The sequence below is a fragment of the Streptomyces sp. SCSIO ZS0520 genome (assembly GCF_025643355.1).
GTDB lineage: Bacteria > Actinomycetota > Actinomycetes > Streptomycetales > Streptomycetaceae > Streptomyces > Streptomyces physcomitrii.
Window position 1 is genome coordinate 2,913,082 of record NZ_CP092644.1, and the last position, 26,005, is coordinate 2,939,086.

The following is a 26,005-nucleotide window of genomic DNA, read 5'->3' on the forward strand; positions in this document are numbered from 1 at the left end:
CCGATGGGACCGAACCCCGGCCCCTCACTGGTCCGAGGAGAACCGCACCGTCCCGGCCGGGAGGACCGCGTCGCACCAGACGCGGGCGCCCGCGCGGAGTTCGTTGTCCTCGCCGACCCGGGCGCCGTCGCCGACCACCGCGCCGGCGAGGACGGTCCGGGCGCCGACGTGGGCGCCCTCGCCTATCAGGGAGTCGGTGACCACGGCGCCGGGGCCGACGACCGCGCCGTCCAGCACGGCGCTTCCGGAGACGCGGGCGCCGGGGCCCACCACCGCGCGCTCCCCGATGACGGTGCCGTCGGTCAGCTTGGCGTCCGGGGCGATCTCGGCGCCCGGCAGGACCAGCCGGTCGCCGCGGCGGCCGGGCAGCGCCGGGGAGGCGACCCGGCCGAGGACGAGGTCGGCGGAGCCGCGGACGAAGGCGCCCGGGGTGCCGAGGTCGAGCCAGTAGGTGGAGTCGACCATGCCCTGGAGGTGCGCACCGGCGGCGAGCAGTCCGGGGAAGGTCTCGCGTTCGACGGAGACCGGGCGGCCCGCGGGGATGGTGTCGAGGACCGAGCGCCGGAAGACGTAGGCGCCCGCGTTGATCTGGTCGGTGACGATCTCCTCGGGGGTCTCCGGCTTCTCCAGGAAGGCGGTGACCCGGCCGGTGGCGTCGGTGGGCACGAGCCCGAAGGCGCGCGGGTCGGGCACCCGGGTCAGATGCAGCGAGACATCGGCGCCGCTGGACTCGTGGACGCCGACCAGGGCGCGGATGTCCAGTCCGGTGAGGATGTCCCCGTTGAAGATCAGCACCGGGTCGCCGGGGGCCGAGCGCAGCCGGGAGGCGACATTGCGCAGGGCGCCGCCGGTGCCGAGGGGTTCGGCCTCGGTGACGTACTCCAGGTGCAGGCCGAGGGCCGAGCCGTCCCCGAAGTACGGCTCGAAGACCTCGGCGAGGTAGGAGGTGGCAAGCACGATGTGCTCGACGCCGGCCGCCTTGGCGCGGGCGAGCTGGTGCGCGAGGAAGGGCACGCCCGCCGCGGGGACCATCGGCTTGGGGGTGCGGACGGTGAGCGGGCGCAGGCGGGTGCCCTTGCCCCCGACCAGGAGGATCGCTTCTGTCACCTGTTGTCTCTGCTTCCTGCCCGGTCGGTCGGTGGTGCGGTGGAGCCTGCCCGGCGCTCACGCGCGCGCAGGCGGGACGGGCACGACGGCGCGGCGCGGTACGCCGCGGCCGCCCGGAGCTGCCCGGCACCGCCTGGCCGGTCAGTCTAGGCAGACCCGGGCACGGCTCCGCCCGGCGGCCTCCGGAGCGGGGCCGCCGGGCGGACCGGTGGCGGCGGCGGGCGCTCCCCCGCGGGGGAGCCGGGCCTCAGCGGGCCGCTCCGGCGGGGGCGGTCGGCTCGCCCGGAGCGGTCTCCGCACCGGTCCCGGTACCCGGCTCGGTCTCCTCGCCGGGCTCGCGCTGCTGCAGGGCGGCGGCGCCGGTGCGGATCTCGGGGAGCTTGTCGTAGAGCTTGGTGCCGGGGCACTCGGTGGTGAAGCCGTCGCGGTGGCCGGAGATCACCTTCATCGGCACGTTCTGGCCCTTGGGGTAGCGGTTGCCGCCGCCGGAGACCAGGTGGGTGGTGCCCGCCGGGTCGGCGCCGGTCAGGCCGAGCTTCCAGGCCGTGAGCTTCTTCAGGGCCTCGACCGCGGGGGCGGGCGGCTCGGTGCCGGTGAAGGTGCCGAGGACGGCGACCCCGGTGCTGTTCTCGTTGAAGCCGAGGGTGTGCGCGCCCATCACCGGCTTGGCGACGCCGCCCGCGCGGCCCTCGTAGACCTTTCCGCACTTGTCGACGAGGAAGTTGTAGCCGATGTCCCGCCAGCCCTCGCTCTCGACGTGGTAGCGGTAGATGCTGCGGATCATGGCGGGCGCGTCCGCGCAGCTGTAGTTGTTGCCGGAGGCGCTGTGGTGCACGAAGGCGGCCTTCACGGTGTCCGTGTAGAGGAACTCGGCCTCGCGGATGCTCTCGTCGGCGCCCCAGCCGCGGCGGGTGACGATCTCCGGCTGCGCGGCGGCGTACGGGAGCGGCTTGGCGCCCTGTTCGGCGCGGACCTCGGCGGCGCTCCGGGCGGGCAGTCGGGTGGCGCCGAGCGGGGCGAGCGGGCTGTTGGCCCGGCTCGCGGCCTTCTCGGCGGCGTCGCGGGCACCGGTGCCGCCCGGCGAGCCGCCGGGGTCGACGAGTTCGAGGTGGAGTCCGCCGGGGAGCACCGGCTGGCCGTTCTCGTCGGCGAAGGGCTCGTCGGCGGGGGCCTCGCCGCCGGGCCGCACCCGGACCTCGACGCCGTCGCTGGCGCCCACCCACAGCGGGGCGGTGCCGCCGCGCAGCCGCCGTCCGGTGCCGCGTTCGGCGCTGCCCGGGTCGGCGGCGTGCTCGTGGTTGTGGGTCTCGACGCCCTGCCAGGCGGACCAGCGGCCGGTGGCGGCGTCGCGGGTACGGACCTGGACCAGGCCGGGGAGTTCGGCGTCGGGGTCGTCCCAGACCACGCCGAGCAGCGAGAAGGGCTTCACCTCCCGCTTCGCCAGGCCCTGTTCGCCGGGGCCCTGGCTCAGGCCGCGGTCGCTGCCGAGCGGCACCAGGGGCAGGGACTGGGTGGCGCCGGGCGCCGCCTTCGGCGCGGCGGCGGGCGGGGCGGGGGCGGTCGGGGAGGCGGAGGCGGGGGCGGTCAGGACAAGGGGGGCCGCCAGGGCGGCGGCCGCACAGGAGACACCGATCGAGGAAGCAAGGAATCCACGCATGGGGACGATCCTGGGCATGAAGCAACAAAGCTGTCTATTGCGGAATTGACGCCTCGTCGGGTACGGGCACCCGGGCGCACCCCGGTCCGCCGCCCGGGCCCCGGCGCCGCCCGCGTACCCTTGCGCCCGTGACCGCCACCGACCGCACCCCTGCCGACCTGCTGCGATCCGCGCTCGCCGCGGACCCCGCGCGCCCCCTGGTGACCTTCTACGACGACGCCACCGGCGAACGCGTCGAACTTTCCGTCGCCACCTTCGCCAATTGGGTGGCGAAGACGGCCAATCTGCTCCAGGGCGACCTCGGCGCCGAACCGGGCGACCGGCTCGCGCTGCTGCTCCCGGCGCACTGGCAGAGCGCGGTGTGGCTGCTCGCCGCCTCCTCGGTCGGGGTGCTCGCCGATGTCGGCGGCGACCCGGCCGAGGCCGACCTCGTGGTCAGCGGGCCGGACACGCTCGGGGCCGCGCGCGCCTGCCGCGGGGAGCGGGTGGCCCTCGCGCTGCGCCCCCTCGGCGGGCGGTTCCCCGAGCCGCCCGAGGGCTTCGCGGACTACGCCCTGGAGGTGCCGGGGCAGGGCGACCGCTTCGCGCCCTTCGCGCCGGTGGACCCGGAGGAGCCGGCGCTGATCGTCGCGGGCGCCCGGTTCGCCGCCTCCGAGGTGGTGGACCGCGCCCGCGCCGACGCGCTCGGCCTCGGCCTGACCGGACCCGGCACCCGGCTGCTCTCCACCCGCGGCTACGACACCTGGGAGGGCCTGAGCGCCGGGCTGTACGCGCCGCTGGCCTCCGGCGCCTCGGTCGTGCTGTGCCGCCATGCCGAACAGGCCGCCGAGGACGTGCTCAGGGAGCGCATCGACACCGAGCGGGTCAGCGCCACGGCCCGCTGAGCCGGAGGCGCCGGACTCCGCCGGGATCCGCTGGGACCCGTCGGCCCCCGGGCCACCGCACCCGGCCGCACCCCGCCGCACCCCGGGCCCGCCGCCGCCCGCCCCGGCCGAGAGCCCGCTCCCGCCCCCGCTCCCGCCCCCTCCCCCGCTCACCCGACCGGCCGAGCTTTCCCCCTGACCGCGCGCCCCCTCGCCGGGCACGGTCCATGGTCGTACAGAGGCCAGAGGGTTGGCCGTACCGAGAGGCGTGGACCGGGCCTACCGAGGGAGGCGTCGGATGAACGGCTCCACCGGCGGTCCGGGTGACACCGGAGACGGCGAGCGGCACGAGCACGACGGGGCGGGCGGCACCGGCGGGGGTCCGACGGGGCCGGGCGGGTCCGAGGGCTTCGGCCCGGCGGACTCCTGGGCCGGGCGGCCGGGCCCCCGGGCGGGGCGCAAGGCCCCCTCCCCCTACGGCGCCGGGGCCACGCCCACCGGTCAGCGGGCGGTGCGGCGCAGGCGGTGGATCCGCCGGACCGCGATCGGCGGCGCCTTCCTGGTCCTGGTCGCGGGCGGCGCGGGCTGGGCGCTCTACGAGAAGCTGAACGGCAACATCACCGCCGACGAGGCCGCGGCCCGGGAGCTGGCCCGCTACGAGAAGGAGCGCCCCACCGCGCTGGTGCGCGGCGCCCAGAACATCCTGCTCATCGGCTCCGACTCGCGGGCGGGCCGGGCCAACGCCCGCTACGGCCGGGACAACGGCACCGAGCGCTCGGACACCACGATCCTGCTGCACCTCGCGGCGGACCGGCGCAGCGCCACCGCCATGTCGATACCCCGCGATCTGATGACCCAGGTCCCCGGCTGCCGCGGCCGGGACGGCAAGCAGAGCCGGCCGATGTTCGCGATGTTCAACTACGCCTTCCAGAAGGGCGGTTCGGCCTGCACCATCCGTACCGTCGAGAAGATGACGGACATCCGGATCGACCACCACATGGTGATCGACTTCGGCGGCTTCAAGAAGGTGGTCGACGCCGTCGACGGGGTCGAGGTCTGCCTGCCCAAGGCGATAGACGACGAGAAGGCCCATCTGCGGCTGGCCGCCGGGCGCCGCCAGCTCGACGGCGAACAGGCCCTCGGCTACGTCCGCGCCCGCAAGAGCCTCGGCAACGGCAGCGACACCGACCGCATGGACCGTCAGCAGCGCTTCCTCGGCGCCCTGGTGCACAAGGTGCAGAGCAACGACGTCCTGCTCAACCCGGGCAAGCTCTACCCGGTCCTGGACGCGGCGACCTCCTCGCTCACCACCGACCCGGGCCTCGCCAGCCTGCGCGACCTCTACCAGCTGGTGCGCGGGATGCGGAAGGTGCCGTCCGAGAAGGTGCAGTTCCTGACGGTGCCGCGGCGCTCGTACGTCTACGACGCCAACCGCGACCAGCTCGTCGAACCCCAGGCCGGGCGGCTGTTCTCCCGGCTGCGCCACGACCGGGACCTGGCAGTGAGCGAGCAGCGCCCGCGCGAGGAGGAGCCGCGCGAGCAGGCGGCCGAGAGCGGTTCCGGGCGCGCGGAGAAGCGGTCGGACGCACCCGAGGACCCCTCCTCCCCGGCACCGACATTCCGGGGCAACACGGCCGAGCAGGACGCCTGCTGAGGAGCCCCCGGCGGCCGCGCCGGCGGCGGCACCGACGGAAGTGTCGACTCCGCTCGGTAAAGGCCACCTCAAAGCCGCTGCGGCGACTCGTGAATTGGGGCAGATTGCCCGGTTGTATGGGCGTGGAATTTGTCACCGCCAGTCGCACCACGCTGAACTGGGCGGATAGTGTGACCCGATCCGGTGCTCCGGCCTCTGGTCGCGCACTGAGCAGCACCGAGTGACCTGGCGCCCGGGGGGAGGGCGCCGCGTGGCCCCGACGGAGGACACAGACAACCGTGGACGCGCAAGGCCGAGGGCGGGCGGACGACATCGACCCCGCGGACCAGTGGGTACTGAACCCGCACACCGGTGATTACGAACTGCGACTGGGTCCTTCCCCAGAGCAGTCGGGCGTCCCGAGTCCTCGCGGAACGGAGGGCCGGGCCGCCGGTCGCCGCGCCGCCCGGGCCGAACAGGCCGCCGGGCCGCCTTCGCGCGCCGCGCGGGAGGGCGCCGGTTCGCGCAGGCGCCGCGCCCCGCAGGAGGAGCAGCCCGCGCCCGCCGGGCGCCGCAAGCAGAAGCCGAAGAAGTCCCGGGCCAAGAAGGTGCTCCTGTGGAGCGTCGGCACCCTGGCCTTCGTGCTCTTCGCCGCCGCGGCCGCCGGATACCTGTACTACCAGCACCTGAACGACAACATCACCGCGATCCCGGACGACGGCGCGGGCACCGGCGGCTTCAGCAAGGACCGGGCCATCAACGTCCTGCTGATCGGCACCGACAAGCGCACCGGCAAGGGCAACGCGGGCTACGGCGACTCCGGCAGCGCGGGCCACGCGGACACCACGATCCTGCTGCACGTCTCCAAGGACCGCACCAACGCCACTGCGCTGAGCATCCCCCGGGACATGATCACCGACATCCCGGACTGCCCGACGACCCAGGAGGACGGCTCCACCAAGGTCATCCCGGGCTCCTCGGAGACCCGGTTCAACGAGAGCCTCGGCCAGTCGGGCCGCTCCCCGAGCTGCGCGATGCGCACCGCGACCGAGATCACCGGCCTGGAGATCGACCACTTCATGGTGGCCGACTTCAACGCCGTGAAGTCGCTCTCCAGCGCGGTCGGCGGCGTGGACATCTGCCTCGCCAAGGACATAGACGACCCGAAGTCGCATCTGAAGCTGGACAAGGGCAAGCACACCATCGCGGGCGAGGAGGCGCTGGCCTTCGTACGGACCCGGCACTCGGTCGGCTTCGGCGGCGACCTCAGCCGGATCGAGCTCCAGCAGCAGTTCCTCAGCTCGCTGATGCGCAAGCTGAAGTCGAACGACACCCTCACCAGCCCGACGAAGATGTTCAAGCTGGCCGAGGCGGGCACCAAGGCGCTCACCGTCGACTCCAAGATCAGCGACATCGGCAAGCTGCGCGACCTCGGCACCGAGATCGGCAAGGTCAACACCAAGAACCTCAGCTTCGCCACCACCCCGGTCGTGGACAACACCGACGGGGCCACGGTGCTGCTCAAGGAGTCCGCGGCCGAGCCGCTCTTCGAGATGATGCGCGCCGATGTCTCGCTGACCGAGGTGAAGAAGAAGGAGAAGGAGGAGAAGTCCAAGCAGGACGCCCTCCTCAAGGGGCCGAAGGCGAAGGCCTCCGAGGTCCGCGTCGACCTCTACAACGGCGGCGCCCCGGCGGGCTCCGCCTCCCAGACGCTGACCTGGCTGCAGAACCAGGAGGGCGTACTGAAGTCCAGTCAGCTCGGCAACGCCGACAAGCCGCTGGACAAGACGCTCCTGGAGTACGACCCGGACCAGGCCGATCAGGCGCGCAGGCTCGCCGAGATCATGGGCCTGCCGGGCTCGGCGCTGAAGCCGGGCAAGAGCGAGGAGAACGCGCAGGGGCTCCCGGCGATGAAGCTGACCCTGGGCAAGGACTTCAAGGGCGCGGGGGTTCCGCTCACTCCGCCGAAGAAGGCGCCGGACGACGTCCAGCGCGTGGAAGCGGACAAAACTGTGTGTGCCAAGTAACCCTCGGGGGCTCTCGTGCGTCTAACAGGCACACAAGGGCCCCGGCGGGGCTGCGGGGCGCAGAGGGGCGGGGACTGTGGGGCAGAGCAGCGTGCGTGGGGAGGAGACGCGAGAACGCGTCCGGCATGCCGGTGACCCGGACCGGGGCGGCGCCCCGGACGGCGGGGACCAGGCGGCCGAGGACGCCTCCCCCGCTGCCGCCGGGGGGCGCGGCGCGCTCCGGCGGCGCAGGCAGCGGGAGCGGCCGCGCCGCCGCTACCGAATACTCCGCTGGGTGGCGGCCTGCCTCGCGCTGCTCATCCTCGGTACGGCGGGGGCGGGTTACCTCTACTACCTGCACCTGAACGGCAACATCAAGAAGGACAAGCTCAACCTCGGCGACGACAGCGTCGCGGGCACCGCGCCGAACGCGGCCGGCCAGACCCCGATGAACATCCTGCTGATCGGTTCGGACGCCCGGGACACCAAGGCCAACCAGGACCTCGGCGGGGCCCGGGACACCTTCGGCGGGACCCCGCTCGCGGATGTGCAGATGCTGGTGCACCTCTCGGCGGACCGCAGCAATATGTCGGTCGTCAGCATGCCGCGCGACACCCTGCTCGAGATCCCCAAGTGCACGGACGGCGAGGGCAAGGTCTACCCGGCCTCCACCCGGCCGGTGATGACCAACGAGTCGCTGGGGCGCGGCGGTCCGGGCTGCACGGTGGCCACCTGGCAGAAGCTCACCAGGATCCGGATCGACCACTTCATGATGGTGGACTTCGCGGGCGTGGTCTCGATGGCCGACGCGATCGGCGGCGTCCCGGTCTGCGTGGACGCCAACATCCTCTCCCGGGACGGCGAGGGCCACGGCTCGGGCCTGAAGCTGGAGAAGGGCACCCACCCGGTCAAGGGCGAGCAGGCCCTGCAGTGGCTGCGCACCCGCTACGGCTTCGAGGACGGCACCGACATCGGCCGGGCCAAGGCCCAGCACATGTACATGAACTCCATGGCACGCGAGCTGCGCGAGAACGCCACCCTCGGCAACCCGGGCAAGCTGCGGGGCCTCGCCGAGCAGGCCACCAGCGCGCTGACCGTGGACGAGGGCCTGGACACGGTCAAGAAGCTGTACGACCTCAGCAACGAGTTCAAGCGGGTGCCGCCGAGCCGGATCACCATGACGACGATGCCCTGGCAGCAGGCCGTCTCGGACCACAACCGGGTGGAGCCCAAGCCCGAGGACGCCGAGCAGCTCTTCCGCCTGGTGCGCGAGGACATCGCCCTGGACGGCAAGGACAAGCGGAAGTCCGCGGCCGAGAAGGAGAAGGCGGAGCAGGAGCAGGCCGCGAAGGAGCCGGAGTCCACCGACCCGGCCGCGCCGGACGCGCAGATCGCCGTGCGGGTGCAGAACGGCACCGGCACCGCGACCCGGGCCGCCGCCTCCGGCCGGGCCACCCAGGTCGGCGGGCTGCTCGCGGCCGAGGGCTTCACCGCCGCGGCGGCCGACGGCTCCGCGGTGCCCGGCGTGGAGCGGACCGTGCTGCGCTACCCGAGCGCCGAACTGGAGGGCGACGCCCGGCGGGTGGCGAAGAAGCTCGGCATCCCGGCCGACGCGGTGGAGCGCTCCACCGCGGTCTCCGGGGTGACCCTGGTGGTCGGCGCCGACTGGCGCGAGGGCGACCGCTACCAGGCGCCCGAGGGCCGCGCCGACGGCAAGGGCGGCGGCGCGGACGACGACAGGACGCCCGAGTCGGCCGACGCCCTCAACGGCTCCGACAAGGACGCCTGTATGCACGTCGACCCCAACTTCACCTGGAGCTGAGCGAGTTGGCGGTCTGAAGGGATCGGTGAGGGGCGGGCGACCGGGTCGCCCGCCCCTCGTCCGTGCGAGGTCCGGTCAGCGTTCCCCGCCCGGGGCGGGCCAGCTCGCGCAGTCCTCCCAGGTGGTGTCCCAGCCCTCGTTGCCGCCGCCGTCGGTGAGGGTGAAGGTGCCGGAGCCCTCGGGGAAGGGGCAGTTCCAGATGCCCGCGGCGCCGAGCCCGCTCGCCGTGACCTTGCTGAACTTCACCTCGCCGGGCGTCTCCGCCTGCACGGCGACGGTGCCGGCCCGCTCGATGACGGCCCCGTCCACGGTGACGTTCCTGACCTCCTTGCCGGTGCCGCCGCCGGAGACGAACTCGAAGACCCCGTACGGGCTGTCGGTGGCCGTCGTCCCGGTGATGTTGACGGTGGCCTCGATGGCGCTGTCGTAGGAGTCCACCCGCAGCGCGCCCATCGGGTGCTGCCAGTTGGGGTTCATCGCGCCGGTGCGCACCAGGGTGTTGCCGGAGACCGTGAGCGTTCCGGCGAGCGGGAAGAAGGGGTCCATGAACTTCTGGTTGGAGAGCGCGATGCCGCTGCCGAGGGCGTTGGTGTCGAGGACGAGGTTGTCCTTGACGGTGATGTCCCGGCCGCCGTAGATCGCGATGCCGTTGGCGAGGTTGGGCTGCGAGACGGTGTTGTTCTCGAAGCTGCTGTCGCTGTTGGTGGTGTTGAGCGACCACATCGCCAGGGCGTCGTCGCCGGTGTTGCGCAGGAAGTTGTTCCGTACGGTGACGTTCTTGGCGGTGCCGTTGAGGTTGAGGCCGTCCGCGGTCATGTCGAGGATGCGGTTGTCCTCGACCACGAGGCCGTCGTTGGTGCCCGTCAGCCACAGGCCGACCTTGAGGTGCTGGAGCCACATCCCGGAGACCGAGGACCCGGCGCCCAGCGAGCCGTTGACGAAGTTGTCCGGGCTGCTGTCGACCCGCTCGGTGACCTCGCCGAGCACCGCGAAGTCCTTGAGGTGGACCTTGCCCGCGGAGCTGGACTGGTCGAGGAAGCGGGAGCTGTGCACCACCGAGTGCCAGGCGCCCGCGCCCTGGAGGGTGACGTCCTCGACGCCGCTCAGCGCCGAGGTGAGCTTGAAGTCGCCCGCCGGGATCCACACGGTGCCGCCCCGGGCCGCCGCGATGGCCTCCCGGAAGGCCTGGGTGGAGTCCTGCTCGCCGCTCGGGTCGGCGCCCTTGTCGAGCACCGAGACGGCTCCGGCGGGCGCCTCGGCCGCCGGGGCGACCTGCTCGAAGTCGGCGACGTCCACGGTGGTCTCGCCGGTGGCGACCAGCTTGACCTTGTCGCCCGCGGCGAGGTCCCGGCCGAGCAGCAGCCGGGCGTTGTCGAAGAGGTGGTGGGTCTTGGCGCCCGCGATCCAGGGCGTGTCGACATAGGAGTACTTGCTGGTCAGGGCGAGGCTGCGGTCGAGCTTCTCGCCGTTGGCGTAGACCTCCAGGGCGGAGGTCTGCCCGTCCGGGAGGCTGTACGCCACGTTGACCGCGTTGGCCGCGGCGCTCAGCGTGAACTCCACGCCCTGGCCCGCGGCGAGCTTCACCGCCTGCCTGCCGGAGGCCTCGGAGGCGAGCGTGCCCTGGGTGTAGTCGGGCCCGACCGCGCTGCCCTCGCTCGCGGCGCTCTCCGCCTCCTGCGAGACGAAGGGGAGGTCGGCCCCCGCGGTGCCCGCCTCGTAGGGGGAGGCGGCGGGCCGGTCCTCGGGGGCGGGTGCGGCGGTGGCGGCCGGGCCGAGCAGCGCGGCGGAGGCCGTCACCCCGGCGGCCACCAGGGCGGCGAGGGCGGCGGTACGGGTGCGGCGGGAGCGCCGGGAGACTCTCGGGGACGGGGCGGTCAGGGGCGCGTCGTCGACGGACATGTGGGGGTTCCCTTCTCGGTGGGGTGGAGCCGTGGGGTGGAGAGGTACGGGGGTGGAGCGGGCGTGCGGGTGGAGAGCTGGTCGTACCGGGGGGCGGCGCTCAGTCCTGGCGGTCCGGCCATTCGCCGCAGTACGTCTCGGGCAGCTTCTCGTTCCAGCCGGAGTTGCCCTCGCCCTCGGTGAGGGCGAACTGGCTGCCCAGGCAGCTGTAGACGGGTTCGGTGAAGCCGAGGTCGCGCGCGGTGACCCGGGTGAAGGAGGCCGCGCCGGGGTCGTTCAGCTGGAGGGCGAAGGTGCCGGTCTTCTCGATGGAGACGTCCTCGAAGGAGACGCCCTTGGTGGTGCCGGAGACGAACTGCACCGCCGCGTAGGAACTGTCCAGGATCTCGGTGTCGCGGACCTCGACGGACGCCTGGTCGATCGGGCTGTTGCGGGCGTCGAACCAGAGCGCCCCGATCGGGAACGGCCAGCCGTAGTCCGTGTTGCCCGCCCGCAGCAGGGTGTTGCGGGCGAGGGTGAAGGTGCCCCGCACATCCGTGCCCTGGCCGGGGCTCACCCCCGGGTAGCGGTTGCCGACGTGCAGTCCGCCGCCGTTGGTGAGGTTCTCACCGAGCACGCTGTCGGTGACGGAGAGGTCCGTGCCGCCGTAGAGGGCGACCGCGTTGGCGAGGATCGGCAGCACCACGGTGTTGCCGCGGAAGCTGTTGCGGGTGTTGGCCTCGGTGTCCGCCCACATGGCGAGGCCGTCGTCGCCGGTGTTGCGGACGAAGGTGTTCTCCACCGAGGAATTCGTCACCCCCCAGTGGAAGTTGACGCCGTCCGCGGTCTGGTCGAGGATCCGGCTGTTCTTCAGGGTGAAGCGGTCCATCGGGCCGTCCATCCAGGCGCCGACCTTGGTGTGCTGGATCCAGAGGTTGTCGGCCGTCGACTCGCTCAGGGCGCCGCCGATGCCGTTCACCTGGTCCTCGTCCACCCGCTCGGTGATCTCGCCGAGGATCGCGAAGTCCTTCAGGGTGACCCCGGTGCTGGGGCCGCCCGCCTCGTGCGGCCGGATCTCGCCCTGGTAGCCGCCGCCCGCCGCGTACTTGCCGTAGATCCCGGCGGCCCGCCGCGGGTCGCTGCCGCTGCGGCCGGTCAGCTCGCTGTACCAGGGCCCGGCGCCGCGCAGCGTCACCCGGTCCACCACCACATGGTCGGTGAGGGTGAAGCGGCCCTCGGGGATGTAGACCTCCTTGCCCTGGGCGGCGCCCGCGTCCACCGCCTCCTGGAAGGCGGCCGTGGAGTCCCGCGCGCCGCTCGGGTCGGCGCCGAAGTCGGTCACCGAGAGGGCGCCCGCGGGCTGCTGGACCGGCGCGGCGACCTTCTCGAAGTCCGCGAGGTCGACGACCGCCCAGGGGGTGCGCTCGGTGGACGGCAGGGTGAGGCGCACCTTGGTGCCCGCCGCCAGGGTCCGGCCGAAGCGCAGCCGCTGCTCGTCGTAGAAGTGGTGCGGCTGGTCGCCCGGGGTGTTGGTGAAGGGGTAACTGCCGTAGAACCAGCCGTACTTGGAGGTGAGGTCCAGCTCACCGAGGCTCTCGCCGTCCGCGCTCAGGGCGACCGGCGCGGTGATCCCGGTGCCCGCCGCGTTGTCGGGCAGCGCGGTGCGCACCGAGACCGCGTTCGCCTCGGCGGTCAGCGTGAACTCGACGTACTCCCCCGCCGCGTCGAGCCGCACGGCGCTGCGCCCCGAGGCCTCCGAGGGCAGCGTGGTGTACGTACGGTCCGGGCCGATCACCTCGCCGCTGGTGGCCGCGGACTCGGCCTCCAGCTCGGTGAAGGGCACGCTCGCCCCGCGGCCCTCGACGGCGAAGGGGGACAGCGCCGCGGGTGCGGCGGGCGGCGGCTCCGCGGCACGGCCGGGCGGGGCGGCGGCGAGGGTGGCGACGCTCGCCAGGCAGGCGAGCACGGCCGCCGTCAACCGGGCGCGCGGCAGGCGGAGTGGGGCTCTTCGGGGCATGACACTCGTCCCTTTCTGGGGGGAGGGGGCCCGAGGGTGGGCGGGCCGAAGCGGGGCGGTGCTGAGGTGAGGGATCGTCAAGAGCGGTACGGGTACGTGCGTGTGAGGGGCCGTCAGGTACGCAGCCAGGCCGCCGTGTCGGGCGGCAGGTGCCCCGCGTCGTCCAGGGGACCGCTGGTGAGCAGCAGTTCCCGGTGGGCGGGCAGCGGGACGGCGGCGGCGGAGAGGTTGACCAGGCAGCTCAGCTCCTCGCCGCGGGTGAAGGCGAGCACCTCGGGCGGGGCGGGCAGCCAGCGCAGCGGGGTGCCGGTGAAGCCGGGGTGGCTCCTGCGCAGTGCGAGGGCGGCCCGGTAGAGGCTCAACATCGAGTCGGGATCGGCGAGTTGGCGGTCGGCGGCGAAGCGGCTCCAGCCGGGGGGCTGCGGCAGCCAGGGCTCGACGGTGGAGCCGAAGCCCGCGTACGGTTCGGCGGCCGCCCAGGGCAGCGGCACCCGGCAGCCGTCGCGGCCCGGGTCGCGCCCGCCGGAGCGCTCGTGCATCGGGTCCTGGATCAGCTCCCGGGGTATCTCCGCCTCTACCAGGCCGAGTTCCTCACCCTGGTAGAGGTAGACCGAGCCGGGCAGGGCGAGCGAGAGCAGGGCGGCGGCGCGGGCCCGGCGGGTGCCGAGCACCGGGTCGCTGGGGACCCCGAAGGCCTTGCGGGCGAAGTCGAAGCCGGTGTCCTCGCGGCCGTAGCGGGTGACCGTGCGGGTGACGTCGTGGTTGCAGAGCACCCAGGTCGCCGGGGCGCCGACCGGGGCGTGCTCGGCGAGGGTCTCGTCGACCGCGGTACGCAGCCGCCCGGCGTCCCAAGGGCAGCTCAGGAAGGCGAAGTTGAAGGCGGTGTGCAGTTCGTCGGGGCGCAGGTAGCGGGCGAAGCGCTCGGAGTCGGGCAGCCAGACCTCGCCGACGAAGACGCCGCCGTACTCCTCGGCCAGCGCCCGCCAGGAGCGGTAGATCTCGTGGAGTTCGTCCCGGTCGATATACGGGTGCGGGCCCTGGTGCCCTGCCATGTCCGGCAGTTCGGGGTCCTTGGCGAGCAGGGCCGCGGAGTCGATGCGCACCCCGGCCACGCCCCGCTCGAACCAGAACCGCAGGATCTCCTCGTGCTCCCTGCGCACCGCCGGGTGCGCCCAGTTGAGGTCGGGCTGCTCGGGGGCGAAGAGGTGCAGATACCACTGGCCGTCCGCGAGCCGGGTCCAGGCGGGGCCGCCGAACTCGCTCTGCCAGTCGTTGGGCGGCAGTTGGCCCTCCGGTCCGCGGCCGGGCCGGAAGTGGAACAGCTCCCGCTCCGGGCTGCCGGGTCCGGCGGCGAGCGCGGCACGGAACCAACTGTGCTGCGCCGAGACGTGGTTGGGCACCACGTCGACCAGCACCCGGATCCCGGCGGTGCGGGCCTCGGCGATGAGCTTCTCGGCGTCGGCGAGGGTGCCGAAGGCGGGGTCGACGGTGCGGTAGTCGGCGACGTCGTAGCCGCCGTCCGCCATCGGGGAGCGGTACCAGGGGGTGAACCACAGGGCGTCCACGCCGAGTTCGGCGAGGTACGGGAGCCGGGAGCGCACCCCCGTCAGGTCGCCGGTGCCGTCGCCGTCGCCGTCGGCGAAGCTGCGTACGTACACCTGGTAGAGGACGGCCGTACGCCACCAGTCGCCGTCGGCAAGCGGGCTGCCTTCCATGCGGGGTCTCCTTCGCGGCAGGCGGGGGCACCGGCAGGGCTGCCGGTGCGCGGGAGGGGGTGCGGAGTGCGGGAGCGGTGAACTGCTGTGCTGTGCGCCGGACTTGAGGCCCCGGCGGGGCTCAGCCCTTGGTGCTGCCGGCGCTGATACCGGCGATGATGTGGCGCTGGAAGACCAGGAAGAGCAGCACCATCGGGATGCTGGTGACGACCATCGCGCCGATGAGCACGGTCAGCGGGACGTTCTGGGAGAGCTGCACCAGGGCCACGCTGACCGGCTGCTTCCCGGTGTCGGAGAAGACCATCAGCGGCCAGAGGAAGTCCTGCCAGACCGCGACCAGGGCGAAGATCGAGACCACCCCGAGCACCGGCCGGGACATCGGCAGCACGATCGAGACGAGGGTGCGGAGCCGCCCCGCGCCGTCGATCCGGGCGGCTTCGAGCACCTCCTGCGGGATCCGGTCGAAGAACCGCTTGAGCAGGTAGAGGTTGAAAGCGTTGGCGACCGCCGGGAGCCAGATCGCCGCGGGGTCGTTGAGCAGGTTGAGGTGGAGCAGCGGCAGGTCGGCGACGGTGAGGTACTTCGGGACGACCAGGGCCTGCGCCGGGACCATCAGCGTGGCCAGGATCCCGCCGAGGATCACCTTGCCGAAGGCGGGGCGCAGTTGGGAGAGCGCGTAGGCGGCGGCCGTGCAGAAGACCAGTTGCAGCAGCCAGGCGCCGGCGGCCTGGACCAGGGTGTTCTTGAGGTGGGTGGGCAGGTCCATCAGGTCCCAGGCGTCGGTGTAGCCGGCCAGGCTCCAGGACTCGGGGACCACCGTCGGCGGAGTGCGGGCCAGCTCCTCCGGCGCCTTCATCGCGCCGGTCACCATCCAGTACACCGGGAAGAGGAAGGCGAGCGCGAAGAGCAGGACGACGGCGCCGAAGACCGTCCAGTACAGGACCTTGCCGCGGGGGCGGGCGAGGGTCAGCGGGGAGATCAGGGTGCGGGGTGCGGCGGGTGGCGGGGTGCGGTTCACGGCCGGGCGCTCCTGTCGGTCTGCGGTGCGGGTGCGGCTCAGTCCTCGGTGCGGGTGAGCCGCAGATAGAGGGCGGAGAAGGCGCCGAGGGCGAGCAGCAGCAGGACGCTGAGCGCGCAGGCCCCGCCGAAGTCGTTGTAGAGGAAGGCGTATTTGTAGATCAGGTAGAGCACGGTGACCGTGGAGTTCTCCGGGCCGCCGCCGGTGATGACGAAGGGCTCGGTGAACACCTGCATCGTCGCGATGATCTGAAGGAGCATCAGCATCAGGAGGATGAACCGGGTCTGCGGGACCGTGACGTACCGCACGCGCTGGAGGAGGTTCGCGCCGTCGAGTTCGGCGGCCTCGTACAGCTCGCCCGGGATGGACTGGAGGGCGGCGAGGTAGATCAGGACGGTGCCGCCCATGTTGGCCCACGTCGCCACGATGACGAGGGAGATGAGGGCGGTGTCCGCGCCGTTGGACCAGTTCGAGGTCGGCAGGTGCAGCAGCCGCAGGCTCTCGTTGGCGAGCCCGGCGCCCGGATCGTAGAACCACTTCCACAGCAGGGCGCTGACCACCGGCGGGATCATCACCGGCAGATAGACCACGATCCGGAAGAAGGCCCGGGCGTGCCGGAGTTCGTTGAGGACGAGGGCCATCAGGAAGGGCACCGCGAAGCCGAGGAGCAGGGCGAGGGCGGTGAAGACGGCGGTGTTGCGCCAGGCGGCGGCGAACTCCGGGTCGCCGAAGACGCGGGTGAAGTTGGCGGTGCCCACCCACTCGGGGTCCGAGCCGGGGGTGTACTTCTGGAAGGCGATGACCAGCGAGCGGATCGCCGGGTACCAGGAGAACAGGGCGAAGCAGAGCACTCCGCCGAGCAGGAAGCCGTGGGCCGCGGCCTGGTCGGCGAGCCGCCGGCGCCAGGGGCGGACCGGGGCGCGGTCCCGGGGCGGGAGCTTGAGCGGTGGCGGCGCGGCGGGGGCGGGCGCCGCGCCCCGGGAGGCGGTGCGCACGGCGCTCAGCCCCGGGCCAGGATGCCGTCGATCTTGCGCGCGGCGTCCTTCAGGAGGCGGTCGATGTCGGCGTCCTCCTTGGTGAGGACGGCGGAGACGGCGCCGTCGAGGACCGCGTAGATCTGCTGGCCGTGCGGCGGTTCGAGCCGGGCGCGCAGCGTGCGGCCGCCCTCGGTGAAGGCGCGGTAGTTGGCGACCGGGACATTGGCGTGCTTCTTCTTCAGCGCCTGGTCCTCGGCGTCGGTGGCGCCGGTGAACAGGCGCGGCTCGGGCAGCCCGACCGGGGACTTGTCCCGCGCGAGGCGGGCGTAGTTGTTGACGTAGCCGTTGCCCGGGGTGAGGAAGGTCCACTCCAGCCACTTCAGCCCGGCCCTGATCTGCGCGGGGCTGGCCTTCTTGCTGAACATGTAGCCGTCGCCCCCGATGAGGGTGCCCTGGCCGCCGGGCATCGGCGCGAAGGCGAGGTCCTGGTAGTCGCCGCCCGCCTCCTTGACGATGCGCGGGACGTTGTCGGGGGCGGCGAGGTACATCCCGAGCTTGCCCGAACCCATCATCTGCAGCGTGTCGTTGATGACCAGGAGCTGGCGGGACCCCATGGAGTCGTCCTTCCAGCGCATGTCCTTGAGGTTCTGCAGCACCGCCCGGCCCGCGGGCGAGTCGACCCGGGACTTCTTCCCGTCGGCGCTGACCACCTCGCCGCCTCGCGAGTACATCTCGGCGGTGAAGTGCCAGCCGCCCTGGTTCTGGGCGCTGTAGTCGGCGTAGCCCACGGTGCCGCCGCCGAGCCCGGCGATCTTCTTCGCGGCGGCGCGGACCTCGGCCCAGGTGGCCGGGGGGCGGTCCGGGTCCAGGCCCGCCTTCTCGAACAGGCCGCGGTGGTAGAGCAGGCCCATCGAGTAGTTGGTGCGCGGGATCCCGTAGACCTTGCCGTCCACGGTGTACGCCGCGCGCAGCGGCTCGGCGATGGCCTGGTAGCCCTTCAACTCCTTGACGTACGGGGTGAGATCGGCGGCCTGGCCGATGTCGACGACATGCCGGGTGTCGGTGAAGTACGTGTAGAAGACGTCCTCCATCTGCCCGCCCGCGAGCTTGGCGTCGAAGGTCTTCGGGTCCTGGCAGGGGAAGGCGTCGTGGGCGGTGATGTCGATGTCCGGGTGCTGCTTCTCGAAGGCCGCGAGGTCCTCGCCGAAGCGCCGGTGGTCGATCTTCGCGCTGGCCTGCGGGCGGCAGTTGACCGTGAGGTGGACCTTGCCGTCGGCCGCCCCGCCGCCGGAGTCGGAGCAGGCGGCGAGGCCGGAGAGCGCGAGCGCGGTGGCCACGAGGCTGACACGGGTACGGCGGGCACGGCCAGAGCGGGCACTTCTCATCGGGACCCCTCCAGGGCAGGAGCGCGGGAAGCCCACAGCGCGGCGCTGTGAGGCGGCCCACACTCAACCACCGCGGCCAGAACTCCGCAATATCTCGCGCGAGTTCTGTAAAAAATCGACAGCGCTCAGCAGGCGCCGGAGTCCCCCCGCCGACCCGCCTCGGGCCGCGGCTGCCCGGTGGAGCCGCGCACCACCAGCTCGGGCTCGAAGAGCAGCTCCTCCAGGGGCACCGCACCGCCCTGGATCTGCGCGCAGAGCAGGTCGACGGCGGCCCGGCCCATGGCCTCGATGGGCTGGCGGACCGTGGTCAGCGGCGGCGCCGTGCAGTTCATGAACGCCGAGTCGTCGTAGCCCACCACCGAGACCTCCCCCGGCACCGCGAGCCCGCGGCGCCGCGCGGCCCGTACCGCCCCGAGCGCGAGCGGGTCGCTGGCGCAGACGATGCCGGTGACCCCGCGCTCCAGGAGCCGGCCCGCCGCGGCCTGCCCGCCCTCCAGCGAGAACATCGCCCGCACCACGTGCTCCTCGGGCAGTTCGCCGCCCGCGGCCGCGGCCAGCGCGCGGGCGGTGGCGAGCTTGCGCTGCGAGGGCTGGTGGTCGTCCGGGCCCAGGATCAGGCCGATCCGGCGGTGCCCGAGCGAGGTCAGATGCCGCCAGGCCTGCTCGACGGCGACCGCGTCGTCGCAGGAGACGCAGGGGAAGCCGAGCCGCTCGATGGCCGCGTTGATCAGCACCACCGGGATGTTGCGCTCGGCCAGCCGCCGGTAGTGCGCGTGCGGGGCCTCGGCCTGGGCGTAGAGCCCGCCCGCGAAGACCACCCCGGAGACCTGCTGCTGGAGCAGGAGTTCGACGTAGTCCGCCTCGGAGACGCCGCCCTTGGTCTGGGTGCAGAGCACCGGGGTGAGCCCCTGCTGGGCCAGCGCGCCGCCGATGACCTCGGCGAAGGCGGGGAAGATCGGGTTCTGCAGCTCGGGCAGGACCAGGCCGACCAGGCGGGCGCGTTCGCCGCGCAGCTGGGTGGGGCGCTCGTAGCCGAGCACGTCCAGGGCGCTCAGCACGGACTGGCGGGTGGCCTCGGAGACCCCCGGCTTGCCGTTGAGGACCCGGCTCACCGTGGCCTCGCTGACTCCGACCTTCTGGGCCACCTGAGCAAGTCGTCGCGTCATGCGCGCAAGAATAGCGCAAGATTTGCGGTGTACTTGCGGCCTCGATGTCCGCTCAGCGGCCGGTCCGCCCAGGCGAATTCCTGAATTTTTCTCGCGTCTCGGATCGCCGCCGGGCGCCCACCCGCCCGCTCCCGGCTGCCTTCACGTCCTCGGCGCCACCTGCGCACGCCGTGTTCAAGCGTCCGCGGTCACGGTAAGTGCCCACGCCACGCGGTCACTTCCGCACGTCAGGAGCCCGGCGTCGGCAGTCTTGACGTGTCCGTGACGCAACGCAACTCTGGGGCCTGCCGTACGGGCCCACCCCCCACCCGGTCCACGGCCCTGCGGCATGCCCCCCACACCAGAGCCACGGAGGCCTCAGTGATCTCACGCAGACTGTTCCTCGCCGGAGCCGCCGGCACCGCGGGAGCGGCCGCCCTCCTCGGCGTGCCGAACCTCTCCGCCGCCGCGACCCGCGCCCGGTCGGCAGCCCCCGAGACCTGCGAACTCGCCCTGCAGAACACCTCCTTGCCCGGCGAGGTCAACGCCTATGTCACCGGCCGCGACCTGGCCACCGACGCCTGGGTGGTGCTCAAGGCGGACGGCAGCGTCTACCGCCTGGAGGAGCCGGGCGCGCCCAACACCCCGCTGCCCGACGACTGCGCCATCCCGGTCCCGGCGGCGGGCAGCGAGCCGAAGGTGATCACGCTGCCGCAGATGCACGGCGCCCGGGTCTACTTCGTGCGCGACGACAAGCTGGACTTCTTCGTCAACCCGGGGCCCTCCCTGGTCGAACCGTCCTTCGCCGCACCCGAGGACCCCAACTACGGCCGCACCTGGTCGTTCTGCGAGTTCACCTTCAACACCGAGCAGCTGTACTCCAACATCAGCTATGTCGACCTGGTCACCGCGCTGCCCATCGGACTGCACCTGGAGGGCGACGGCGACCACGAGGTGGCACCGCTCCCGGACGGCGCGGTCGACAAGATCGCCGCCGGGGTGCGGGACCAGGCGGCCAAGGACGGCCAGCCCTGGGACCAGCTCGTCATCGAGGGCGACGGCAAGGTGCTGCGGGTGGTCTCGCCGCAGAGCATCATGGCGCCCTGGTACGACCAGCCCGACAAGATGCCCTTCCGGGACGTCTGGAACGAGTACATCGACAAGGTCTGGGAGAAGTACGGCGCGGAGGACCTCAAGATCGACCTCCAGGGCGGCCGGGGCGTCTTCACCGGCCGGGTCAGCGGCGACGTGCTCACCTTCGACGGCGGCCACGAGTTCATCAAGCCCGTGTCCAAGGACATCTTCAGCTGCAACCACGGCCCGTTCACCAACAACCCCGACGACTCCGACGAGAAGAAGGGCCTGCTCGCCCGCCTCGCCGCCGGATTCAACCGCAGCACCCTGCTCACCCACCCCGACCAGCCGGGCGGCGGCTCCGACGACTACTACCAGGACCCCATCACCAACCACTGGTCCCGCGTGGTGCACGCCAACTCGCCGATCGGCTACGCCTTCCCGTACGACGACGTCCGCCCCGACGGCGAACCCGACGTCTCCGGCGCCGCCTTCGACGGCAACCCGCGGCGCTTCACCGTACGGGTCGGCTCCTGAGGCCCGGCGCCCGATGAGGAGCGGCGCGGTGCGCACGGTCCGGCCGGTCCGGGCGGTGTGACAACGTTGCCCTCGACAACGATGCCGGTGGGGCGGGTTCGGGCCCGCCCCACCGGCATCGGCGCACCCGGCATCGGCGCACCCGGCATCGGCGCACCCGGCACCGGTGCGCGGTGACCGCGGGCCGGGAGCCCGTACGTACCCCCGTGCGGGCGTCCCGGACGCGGCAGGCGGGCCTCAGGCCTCGCTGAGCACGGCCGGACGGCGGCTCGCGATGACCTTCTTCGCCAGTGAGCGCGGGCTGGTGAGGAAGCCCCAGCCCCAGGACATGTGCATGGTCGCGAGGGCGAGCGGGATCCGCAGCCGCGCCTTCAGGGGCAGTCCGCGCCCGGCGGGCACCGAGCCCGCGGTGATCGCCGCGAGGTAGCCGCCCGGCACGAGCAGCGCCCAGGGGGTGAGCACGGCCCCGGCGACCAGGCCCGCCGCGATCGCGCAGACGGCGACCGGCGGGGCGAGGTAGCGCAGGTTGATCGAGCCCTCGTGGTACCGGGCGACGACATGGCGCCAGCGCCCGTAGTCCTTGTACTGCTTGGCGAGCGCGCGCACCGAGGGCCGCGGCCGGTAGGAGACCCGCAGCTCGGGCGAGAACCAGATCAGGCCCCCGGCCTCGCGGATGCGGAAGTTCAGCTCCCAGTCCTGGGCGCGGATGAACTCGACGTTGTAGCCGCCCTGCTGCTCCAGCGCCTCGCGCCGGAAGACACCGAGGTAGACGGTCTCGGCGGGTCCGGCCGCGCCGCCGGTGTGGAAGGCGGCGTTGCCCACGCCGATCTTGGAGGTCATCGCGGCGGCGACCGCGTGCTCCCAGTCGTTCTCGCCCTCGGCGTGCATCAGGCCGCCGACGTTCTGCGCGCCGGTCTCCGCGAGGAGCCGTACCGCGGTGGCGATGTAGTCGGGCGAGAGCATGCCGTGGCCGTCGACCCGCACCACGACCGGGTGCCGGGAGGCCTTGATGGCGGCGTTCAGGGCGGCGGGCGTACGGCCCGTCGGATTGGGCACGGTGTGCACCCGCGGGTCCTCGCGGACCAGCTCGGCGGCGATCTCGTCGGTACGGTCCGCGGAGGGGCCGAGCGCGATCACCACCTCCATCTCGCCCGCGTACTGCTGGGCGAGGATCGCCTGGACGGCGCCGCGCAGGTGCCGCTCCTCGTTGAGCACGGGCATGATCACGGAAACGGCGGGGTGCGGCACACCGGCCTGGGGGGCTTGGGCTTCCATCTCGTCTTTCGTGCCGTGGTCCGGGGGCCCGGGGATCTCTGCGAGAACCGTGCGGACTGCTGGGCTGTACGGGGTGCGCGGCCCCTCCGGGAGCGGGCGGGACCACTGCATCGGACGTCACGTTACCGCTTACGGGGGACAGCAGCGCGCGCCGTACGGCGGAATGCGCCGGGCAGCATTTCGTATCGGCCTACTGTGTCCCGCAGCGTCCCCCGGCCGTACAAGATCACCTTCCCGAGCCGCGTCCCGGCCCGCCCCGGGACCGCAAGGAACCGCGGAGGTCCCGCCCTCGTGCCCAGCCCGCCCCGCTCCCCCGCCCCGCCGCCGCGAAGGCCGCGGCCGGCCCCGCAGCGCAGGCCCGCGGCGCCCCGGCGCAGACCGGGCCCGCGCTGGCGGATGCGGGTGGTGACCGGCTGCTCGGTGGCGGTGCTCGCGGTGGCCGGGATCGGGCACGCCCTGCTCACCGGCGTCGGCGCGGAGATCGACCGGGTGGACCCCTTCCGCGACATGAAGAACCGGCCCGAGTCCGGGCACGGCACCAACATCCTCCTGGTCGGCACCGACGGCCGCGAGAAGATCTCCAAGGCGGAGCGCGAGAAGTACAAGCTCGGCGGCGCCCCCTGCCACTGCACCGACACCGTGATGATCGTCCACCTCTCCGCCGACCGGCACCGCGCCAGCGTGGTCAGCCTGCCCCGGGACTCGTACGCGATGATGCCCCCGCACCTGGACCGCACCACGAAGAAGCGGCACAAGGCGCACCCGGTGAAGCTCAACGCGGCCTACGCGGAGGGCGGTCCGGGGCTGACCGTGCGCACCGTCGAGCACATGACCAAGCTGAAGATCGACCACTATCTGGAAGTCGACTTCACCAGCTTCATGAAGACGGTCGACGTGGTCGGCGGCGTCGAGGTCTGCACCAGCAGGCCGCTCAAGGACCGCTACTCCGGACTGGACCTCCCCGCGGGCACCCATGAACTGGGCGGCGGCCAGGCCCTGCAGTACGTCCGCGCCCGGCACATCGAGGCCGACTCCGACCTCGGCCGGATGCAGCGCCAGCAGCGGTTCATGGCCGCCCTGGTCCAGCGGGCCACCTCCTCCGGCATCCTCCTGAACCCGGTGAAGTTCCGCGAGGTGACGGGCGCCGTGCTCGGCTCGGTCCGCGCCGACAAGGGCTTCGGCTCCGCGGAGCTGCTCGCCCTCGGCCGCGCCATGCGCACCTTCTCGCCCCGCTCCTCGGAGTTCCAGACCGTCCCGATCGGCACCGTCGGCTACGCGGTGCCCGGCGTCGGCTCCACCGTGAAATGGGACCCGGCGAAGTCCGCGCGGCTCTTCACGGCGCTGCGCGAGGACCGGCCGATCACCTCGCCCCGGGTCGGGCCGAAGAAGACGGTGGTCCCGGTCGACCCGCGCACCATCCGCGTCCAGGTGGAGAACGGCACCGGCACCCCCGGCCTCGGCAAGCGCGTGGACGGCGCCCTGCGCGCCACCGGCTTCCGCACCACCGGCGCCCCCCGCGACGCGAAGCAGCGGGACGCCGCGCGGACCACCGTGCTCTACGACCCCCGGTGGGACCGCTCCGCGAAGTCCCTGGCCACCGCGCTGCCGGGCTCCCGGCTGCACGCGGTGAAGAAGCAGGGGCCCACCCTGAAGGTGCTCGCGGGCAAGGACTTCGAGAAGGTCCGCCAGGTACGCGCCGAGAAGCCCCGCGACGACGGCTCGGCGGCGGTACGCGGCGACGAGGTGGAGTGCGGCTGACGAGCCGCGGGGCGGGCGGGCCCGGCCGGGGGGCGGACCGGCGGCCCGAAAGAGGATCGACAAGGAAAGAAAGGGACAGAAGGACGGAAGGCCCCGGCCCCGCTACCCCTCGTCGATGCCCTCGGCCGCGCGCCGCTCGCGCAGCTCCATGATCGCGCGGCGCCGGGCGAGGCGGTGGGTGCGCCGGATCTGCGCCTCCTGGTAGCGCCGCTTGTCCCGCTCGCTCTCCGGCAGCACCGGCGGTACGGCCCGCGGCTTGCCGTCCGCGTCGACCGCCGCGAACACCAGATAGGCGCTGCCCACCTGCTGCGGCGGCGAGGACTCGTTCCACCGCTCGGCGAGCACCCGCACCCCGACCTCCATCGAGGTACGGCCCGTCCAGTTGATCTGCGCCTTCACATGGACCAGGTCGCCGACCCGCACCGGCTCCAGGAAGGCCATCTCGTCCATGGAGGCGGTGACGGCGGGCCCGCCGGAGTGCCGCCCGGCGACCGCGCCCGCCGCGTCGTCCACGAGTTTCATGATCACGCCGCCGTGCACCGTGCCCAGGAGGTTGGTGTCGGCCTGCGTCATGATGTGGCTCAGCGTGGTGCGGGAAGCGGCGGTGGGCTTGCCCGGAATACCGGCATCCGGGCCGGGAGCCTGGTCTGTCATAGCCCCCACCTTATGCCGGGCCCCCTTTGCATCAGCTCTGCAACAGCCTCGCCCCAAGTCTCCACCCGGCCTGTGAGCCTCCGGCCGCCGTCCCGCAGACTGAGCCCATGAACAACTGGCCCGAGGGGTGGAGCGACGAGGACGGCGCGCCGCAGCAGCAGCGCCGCTACGGCCGCGGCAGTGCGGGCGCGCAGCCCGAGCGCGCCCGCGTCATGCGCCATGTGCAGCGCGGCGACGCGCCGCCGGGCGCCCCGGCCGCGCCCCCGAACTCCTCGGTTCCGCGCCAGCCCGCCTACGGACCCGAGGACCACGCCGGTGCCCCCTCTTACGAGAACGAGCAGGACCCGGGGGCCGCGTACGACAGCGGCTACAACACCGGCCAGGTCTACGAGTCCCGCGGCGGCCGCCGCGGGCCCGGGGCGGACGGCGACGGCCAGGGTCCCGGCGGCCCCGGCGGACCGGCCGGGCAGCGCCCGCCGAAGCCGCCGGTGAACTGGAAGCGCCGGATAGGCTTCACCGCGCTCACGCTGGCAGTGGTCCTGCTGGTGACGAGCGTGGCGACGTACTTCTGGGCGGACTCCAAGCTCAAGCGCGAGGTCGACCTCTCGCACGTGATCGAGCGCCCCGAGGCCGGCAAGGGCACCAACTACCTGATCGTCGGCTCCGACAGCCGCGAGGGCATGTCCGATGAGCAGAAGAAGGAGCTGCACACCGGCTCCGCCGACGGCAAGCGCACCGACTCGATGATGATCCTGCACGTCGGCGACAACGGGAACACCATGGTCTCCCTGCCGCGTGACTCGAACGTGCGGGTCCCGTCCTTCCGCGGCACCTCCGGGAAGATGTACCCCGACACCGGCCGCGAGGCCAAGCTCACCGACACCTACAGCGTGGACGGCGCCGAACTGCTCGTGCGCATCGTGGAGTTCAACACCGGACTGCGCATCGACCACTACGCCGAGATCGGCTTCGCGGGCTTCGCGAACATCGTGGACGCGGTCGGCGGTGTCGAGATGGACCTCGGCAAGGGCTTCAAGGACAAGTACTCCGGCGCCGACTTCGGCCCCGGCAAGCAGACCCTCGACGGCCAGCAGGCCCTCGCCTTCGTCCGCACCCGGCACGCCTTCACCAGCGACCTGGACCGCACCAAGAACCAGCAGAAGTTCCTCTCGGCCCTCGCCAGCCAGACGGCCACCCCGACGACGGTGATGAACCCGTTCAAGCTGTACCCCGTGATGGGCGCCGGCCTGGACTCCCTCATCGTCGACAAGGACATGAGCCTGTGGGACCTCAGCTCGATGTTCTGGGCCATGAAGGGCGTCACCGGCGGCGACGGCACGTCCATGAACATGCCCATCAGCGGCTCCAAGGGCGCCAACCTGGTCTGGGACGAGGCCAAGAAGAAGCAACTGGTCGAGCAGCTGAAGAACGACGAGAAGGTCACGGTCACGGGGAACTGAGGGGGCGGGGACCGGGTCCACGGG

The 26,005-nt window shown here is 72.8% G+C and carries 18 protein-coding genes; 7 read left to right on the forward strand and 11 right to left on the reverse strand.

Annotated elements, in window-relative coordinates; translation table 11 throughout:
• Positions 1 to 24 precede the first annotated feature (24 nt).
• Both MID12_RS10920 and MID12_RS10925 read right to left on the reverse strand, forming a co-directional pair.
• Positions 25 to 1,107, reverse strand: coding sequence for an NDP-sugar synthase (locus tag MID12_RS10920; RefSeq protein ID WP_040249420.1), 1,083 nt, complete (start codon positions 1,105 to 1,107; stop codon positions 25 to 27).
• 247 nt (positions 1,108 to 1,354) lie between these two features.
• Positions 1,355 to 2,764 (reverse strand): peptidoglycan recognition protein, encoded by a 1,410-nt coding sequence (locus tag MID12_RS10925; protein WP_263166527.1) that lies wholly within the window; start codon positions 2,762 to 2,764, stop codon positions 1,355 to 1,357.
• 128 nt (positions 2,765 to 2,892) lie between these two features.
• On the opposite strand from MID12_RS10925, the gene MID12_RS10930 reads away from it, so the two are divergent.
• The 4 genes from MID12_RS10930 (at position 2,893) to MID12_RS10945 (ending at position 9,088) form a co-directional block, all read left to right on the forward strand.
• A complete protein-coding gene (locus MID12_RS10930) occupies positions 2,893 to 3,648 on the forward strand; it encodes a TIGR03089 family protein (protein WP_040249424.1) in 756 nt (251 codons plus the stop codon).
• Between the two features lie 277 nt (positions 3,649 to 3,925).
• Positions 3,926 to 5,281: an LCP family protein gene (locus tag MID12_RS10935; protein WP_263166531.1), complete on the forward strand. Its 1,356-nt coding sequence runs from the start codon at positions 3,926 to 3,928 to the stop codon at positions 5,279 to 5,281.
• A 278-nt stretch (positions 5,282 to 5,559) separates the two neighbouring features.
• A complete protein-coding gene (locus tag MID12_RS10940; RefSeq protein ID WP_040249427.1) occupies positions 5,560 to 7,287 on the forward strand; it encodes an LCP family protein in 1,728 nt (575 codons plus the stop codon).
• Positions 7,288 to 7,363: 76 nt separating this feature from the next.
• Positions 7,364 to 9,088: an LCP family protein gene (locus MID12_RS10945; protein ID WP_263166533.1), complete on the forward strand. Its 1,725-nt coding sequence runs from the start codon at positions 7,364 to 7,366 to the stop codon at positions 9,086 to 9,088.
• A gap of 75 nt (positions 9,089 to 9,163) precedes the next feature.
• On the opposite strand, the gene MID12_RS10950 is transcribed toward MID12_RS10945, so the two are convergent.
• The 7 genes from MID12_RS10950 to MID12_RS10980 all read right to left on the reverse strand — a co-directional run bounded on the left by MID12_RS10950 (position 9,164) and on the right by MID12_RS10980 (position 19,244).
• A complete protein-coding gene (locus MID12_RS10950; protein WP_263166535.1) occupies positions 9,164 to 10,987 on the reverse strand; it encodes a glycosyl hydrolase family 28-related protein in 1,824 nt (607 codons plus the stop codon).
• Between the two features lie 100 nt (positions 10,988 to 11,087).
• Positions 11,088 to 12,983 carry a glycosyl hydrolase family 28-related protein gene (locus MID12_RS10955; RefSeq protein ID WP_317633372.1) on the reverse strand — a complete coding sequence of 632 codons (1,896 nt, stop codon included), beginning with the start codon at positions 12,981 to 12,983 and terminating at the stop codon, positions 11,088 to 11,090.
• 113 nt (positions 12,984 to 13,096) lie between these two features.
• Entirely contained in the window at positions 13,097 to 14,698 is a 1,602-nt protein-coding gene (locus MID12_RS10960) for a glycoside hydrolase family 13 protein (protein ID WP_263166537.1), read from the reverse strand.
• A gap of 121 nt (positions 14,699 to 14,819) precedes the next feature.
• Complete coding sequence (locus tag MID12_RS10965; protein ID WP_040249435.1) at positions 14,820 to 15,716, reverse strand: carbohydrate ABC transporter permease; 897 nt, start codon at positions 15,714 to 15,716, stop codon at positions 14,820 to 14,822.
• A gap of 38 nt (positions 15,717 to 15,754) precedes the next feature.
• Complete coding sequence (locus MID12_RS10970; protein WP_263166539.1) at positions 15,755 to 16,711, reverse strand: carbohydrate ABC transporter permease; 957 nt, start codon at positions 16,709 to 16,711, stop codon at positions 15,755 to 15,757.
• A 5-nt stretch (positions 16,712 to 16,716) separates the two neighbouring features.
• On the reverse strand, positions 16,717 to 18,078 hold the full coding sequence (locus MID12_RS10975) for an ABC transporter substrate-binding protein (RefSeq protein ID WP_040249439.1): 1,362 nt from the start codon (positions 18,076 to 18,078) through the stop codon (positions 16,717 to 16,719).
• A 125-nt stretch (positions 18,079 to 18,203) separates the two neighbouring features.
• Positions 18,204 to 19,244 (reverse strand): LacI family DNA-binding transcriptional regulator, encoded by a 1,041-nt coding sequence (locus tag MID12_RS10980; RefSeq protein WP_263166542.1) that lies wholly within the window; start codon positions 19,242 to 19,244, stop codon positions 18,204 to 18,206.
• A 360-nt stretch (positions 19,245 to 19,604) separates the two neighbouring features.
• On the opposite strand from MID12_RS10980, the gene MID12_RS10985 reads away from it, so the two are divergent.
• Positions 19,605 to 20,834, forward strand: a complete 1,230-nt coding sequence (locus tag MID12_RS10985) for a glycoside hydrolase family 64 protein (RefSeq protein WP_040249446.1) — start codon at positions 19,605 to 19,607, stop codon at positions 20,832 to 20,834.
• A 237-nt stretch (positions 20,835 to 21,071) separates the two neighbouring features.
• On the opposite strand, the gene MID12_RS10990 is transcribed toward MID12_RS10985, so the two are convergent.
• Positions 21,072 to 22,109 (reverse strand): glycosyltransferase family 2 protein, encoded by a 1,038-nt coding sequence (locus MID12_RS10990; RefSeq protein ID WP_052482254.1) that lies wholly within the window; start codon positions 22,107 to 22,109, stop codon positions 21,072 to 21,074.
• Positions 22,110 to 22,400: 291 nt separating this feature from the next.
• Here MID12_RS10990 and MID12_RS10995 point away from each other — a divergent pair, with 291 nt between their 5' ends.
• Positions 22,401 to 23,867: an LCP family protein gene (locus MID12_RS10995; RefSeq protein WP_263166546.1), complete on the forward strand. Its 1,467-nt coding sequence runs from the start codon at positions 22,401 to 22,403 to the stop codon at positions 23,865 to 23,867.
• A gap of 102 nt (positions 23,868 to 23,969) precedes the next feature.
• On the opposite strand, the gene MID12_RS11000 is transcribed toward MID12_RS10995, so the two are convergent.
• Positions 23,970 to 24,521, reverse strand: coding sequence for an acyl-CoA thioesterase (locus MID12_RS11000; RefSeq protein WP_040249452.1), 552 nt, complete (start codon positions 24,519 to 24,521; stop codon positions 23,970 to 23,972).
• A 107-nt stretch (positions 24,522 to 24,628) separates the two neighbouring features.
• Here MID12_RS11000 and MID12_RS11005 point away from each other — a divergent pair, with 107 nt between their 5' ends.
• Entirely contained in the window at positions 24,629 to 25,981 is a 1,353-nt protein-coding gene (locus MID12_RS11005; RefSeq protein ID WP_263166549.1) for an LCP family protein, read from the forward strand.
• Positions 25,982 to 26,005 lie beyond the last annotated feature (24 nt).

What these genes read in the sequence shown, in the direction of transcription:
- MID12_RS10955 (WP_317633372.1), bottom strand. Translation starts at nt 12,983, where the DNA reads ATGCCCCGAAGAGCCCCACTCCGCCTGCCGCGCGCCCGGTTGACGGCG.
- MID12_RS10935 (WP_263166531.1), top strand. Translation starts at nt 3,926, where the DNA reads ATGAACGGCTCCACCGGCGGTCCGGGTGACACCGGAGACGGCGAGCGG.
- MID12_RS10990 (WP_052482254.1), bottom strand. Translation starts at nt 22,109, where the DNA reads ATGGAAGCCCAAGCCCCCCAGGCCGGTGTGCCGCACCCCGCCGTTTCC.
- MID12_RS11000 (WP_040249452.1), bottom strand. Translation starts at nt 24,521, where the DNA reads ATGACAGACCAGGCTCCCGGCCCGGATGCCGGTATTCCGGGCAAGCCC.
- MID12_RS10980 (WP_263166542.1), bottom strand. Translation starts at nt 19,244, where the DNA reads ATGACGCGACGACTTGCTCAGGTGGCCCAGAAGGTCGGAGTCAGCGAG.
- MID12_RS10950 (WP_263166535.1), bottom strand. Translation starts at nt 10,987, where the DNA reads ATGTCCGTCGACGACGCGCCCCTGACCGCCCCGTCCCCGAGAGTCTCC.
- MID12_RS11005 (WP_263166549.1), top strand. Translation starts at nt 24,629, where the DNA reads ATGAACAACTGGCCCGAGGGGTGGAGCGACGAGGACGGCGCGCCGCAG.
- MID12_RS10975 (WP_040249439.1), bottom strand. Translation starts at nt 18,078, where the DNA reads ATGAGAAGTGCCCGCTCTGGCCGTGCCCGCCGTACCCGTGTCAGCCTC.
- MID12_RS10960 (WP_263166537.1), bottom strand. Translation starts at nt 14,698, where the DNA reads ATGGAAGGCAGCCCGCTTGCCGACGGCGACTGGTGGCGTACGGCCGTC.
- MID12_RS10925 (WP_263166527.1), bottom strand. Translation starts at nt 2,764, where the DNA reads ATGCGTGGATTCCTTGCTTCCTCGATCGGTGTCTCCTGTGCGGCCGCC.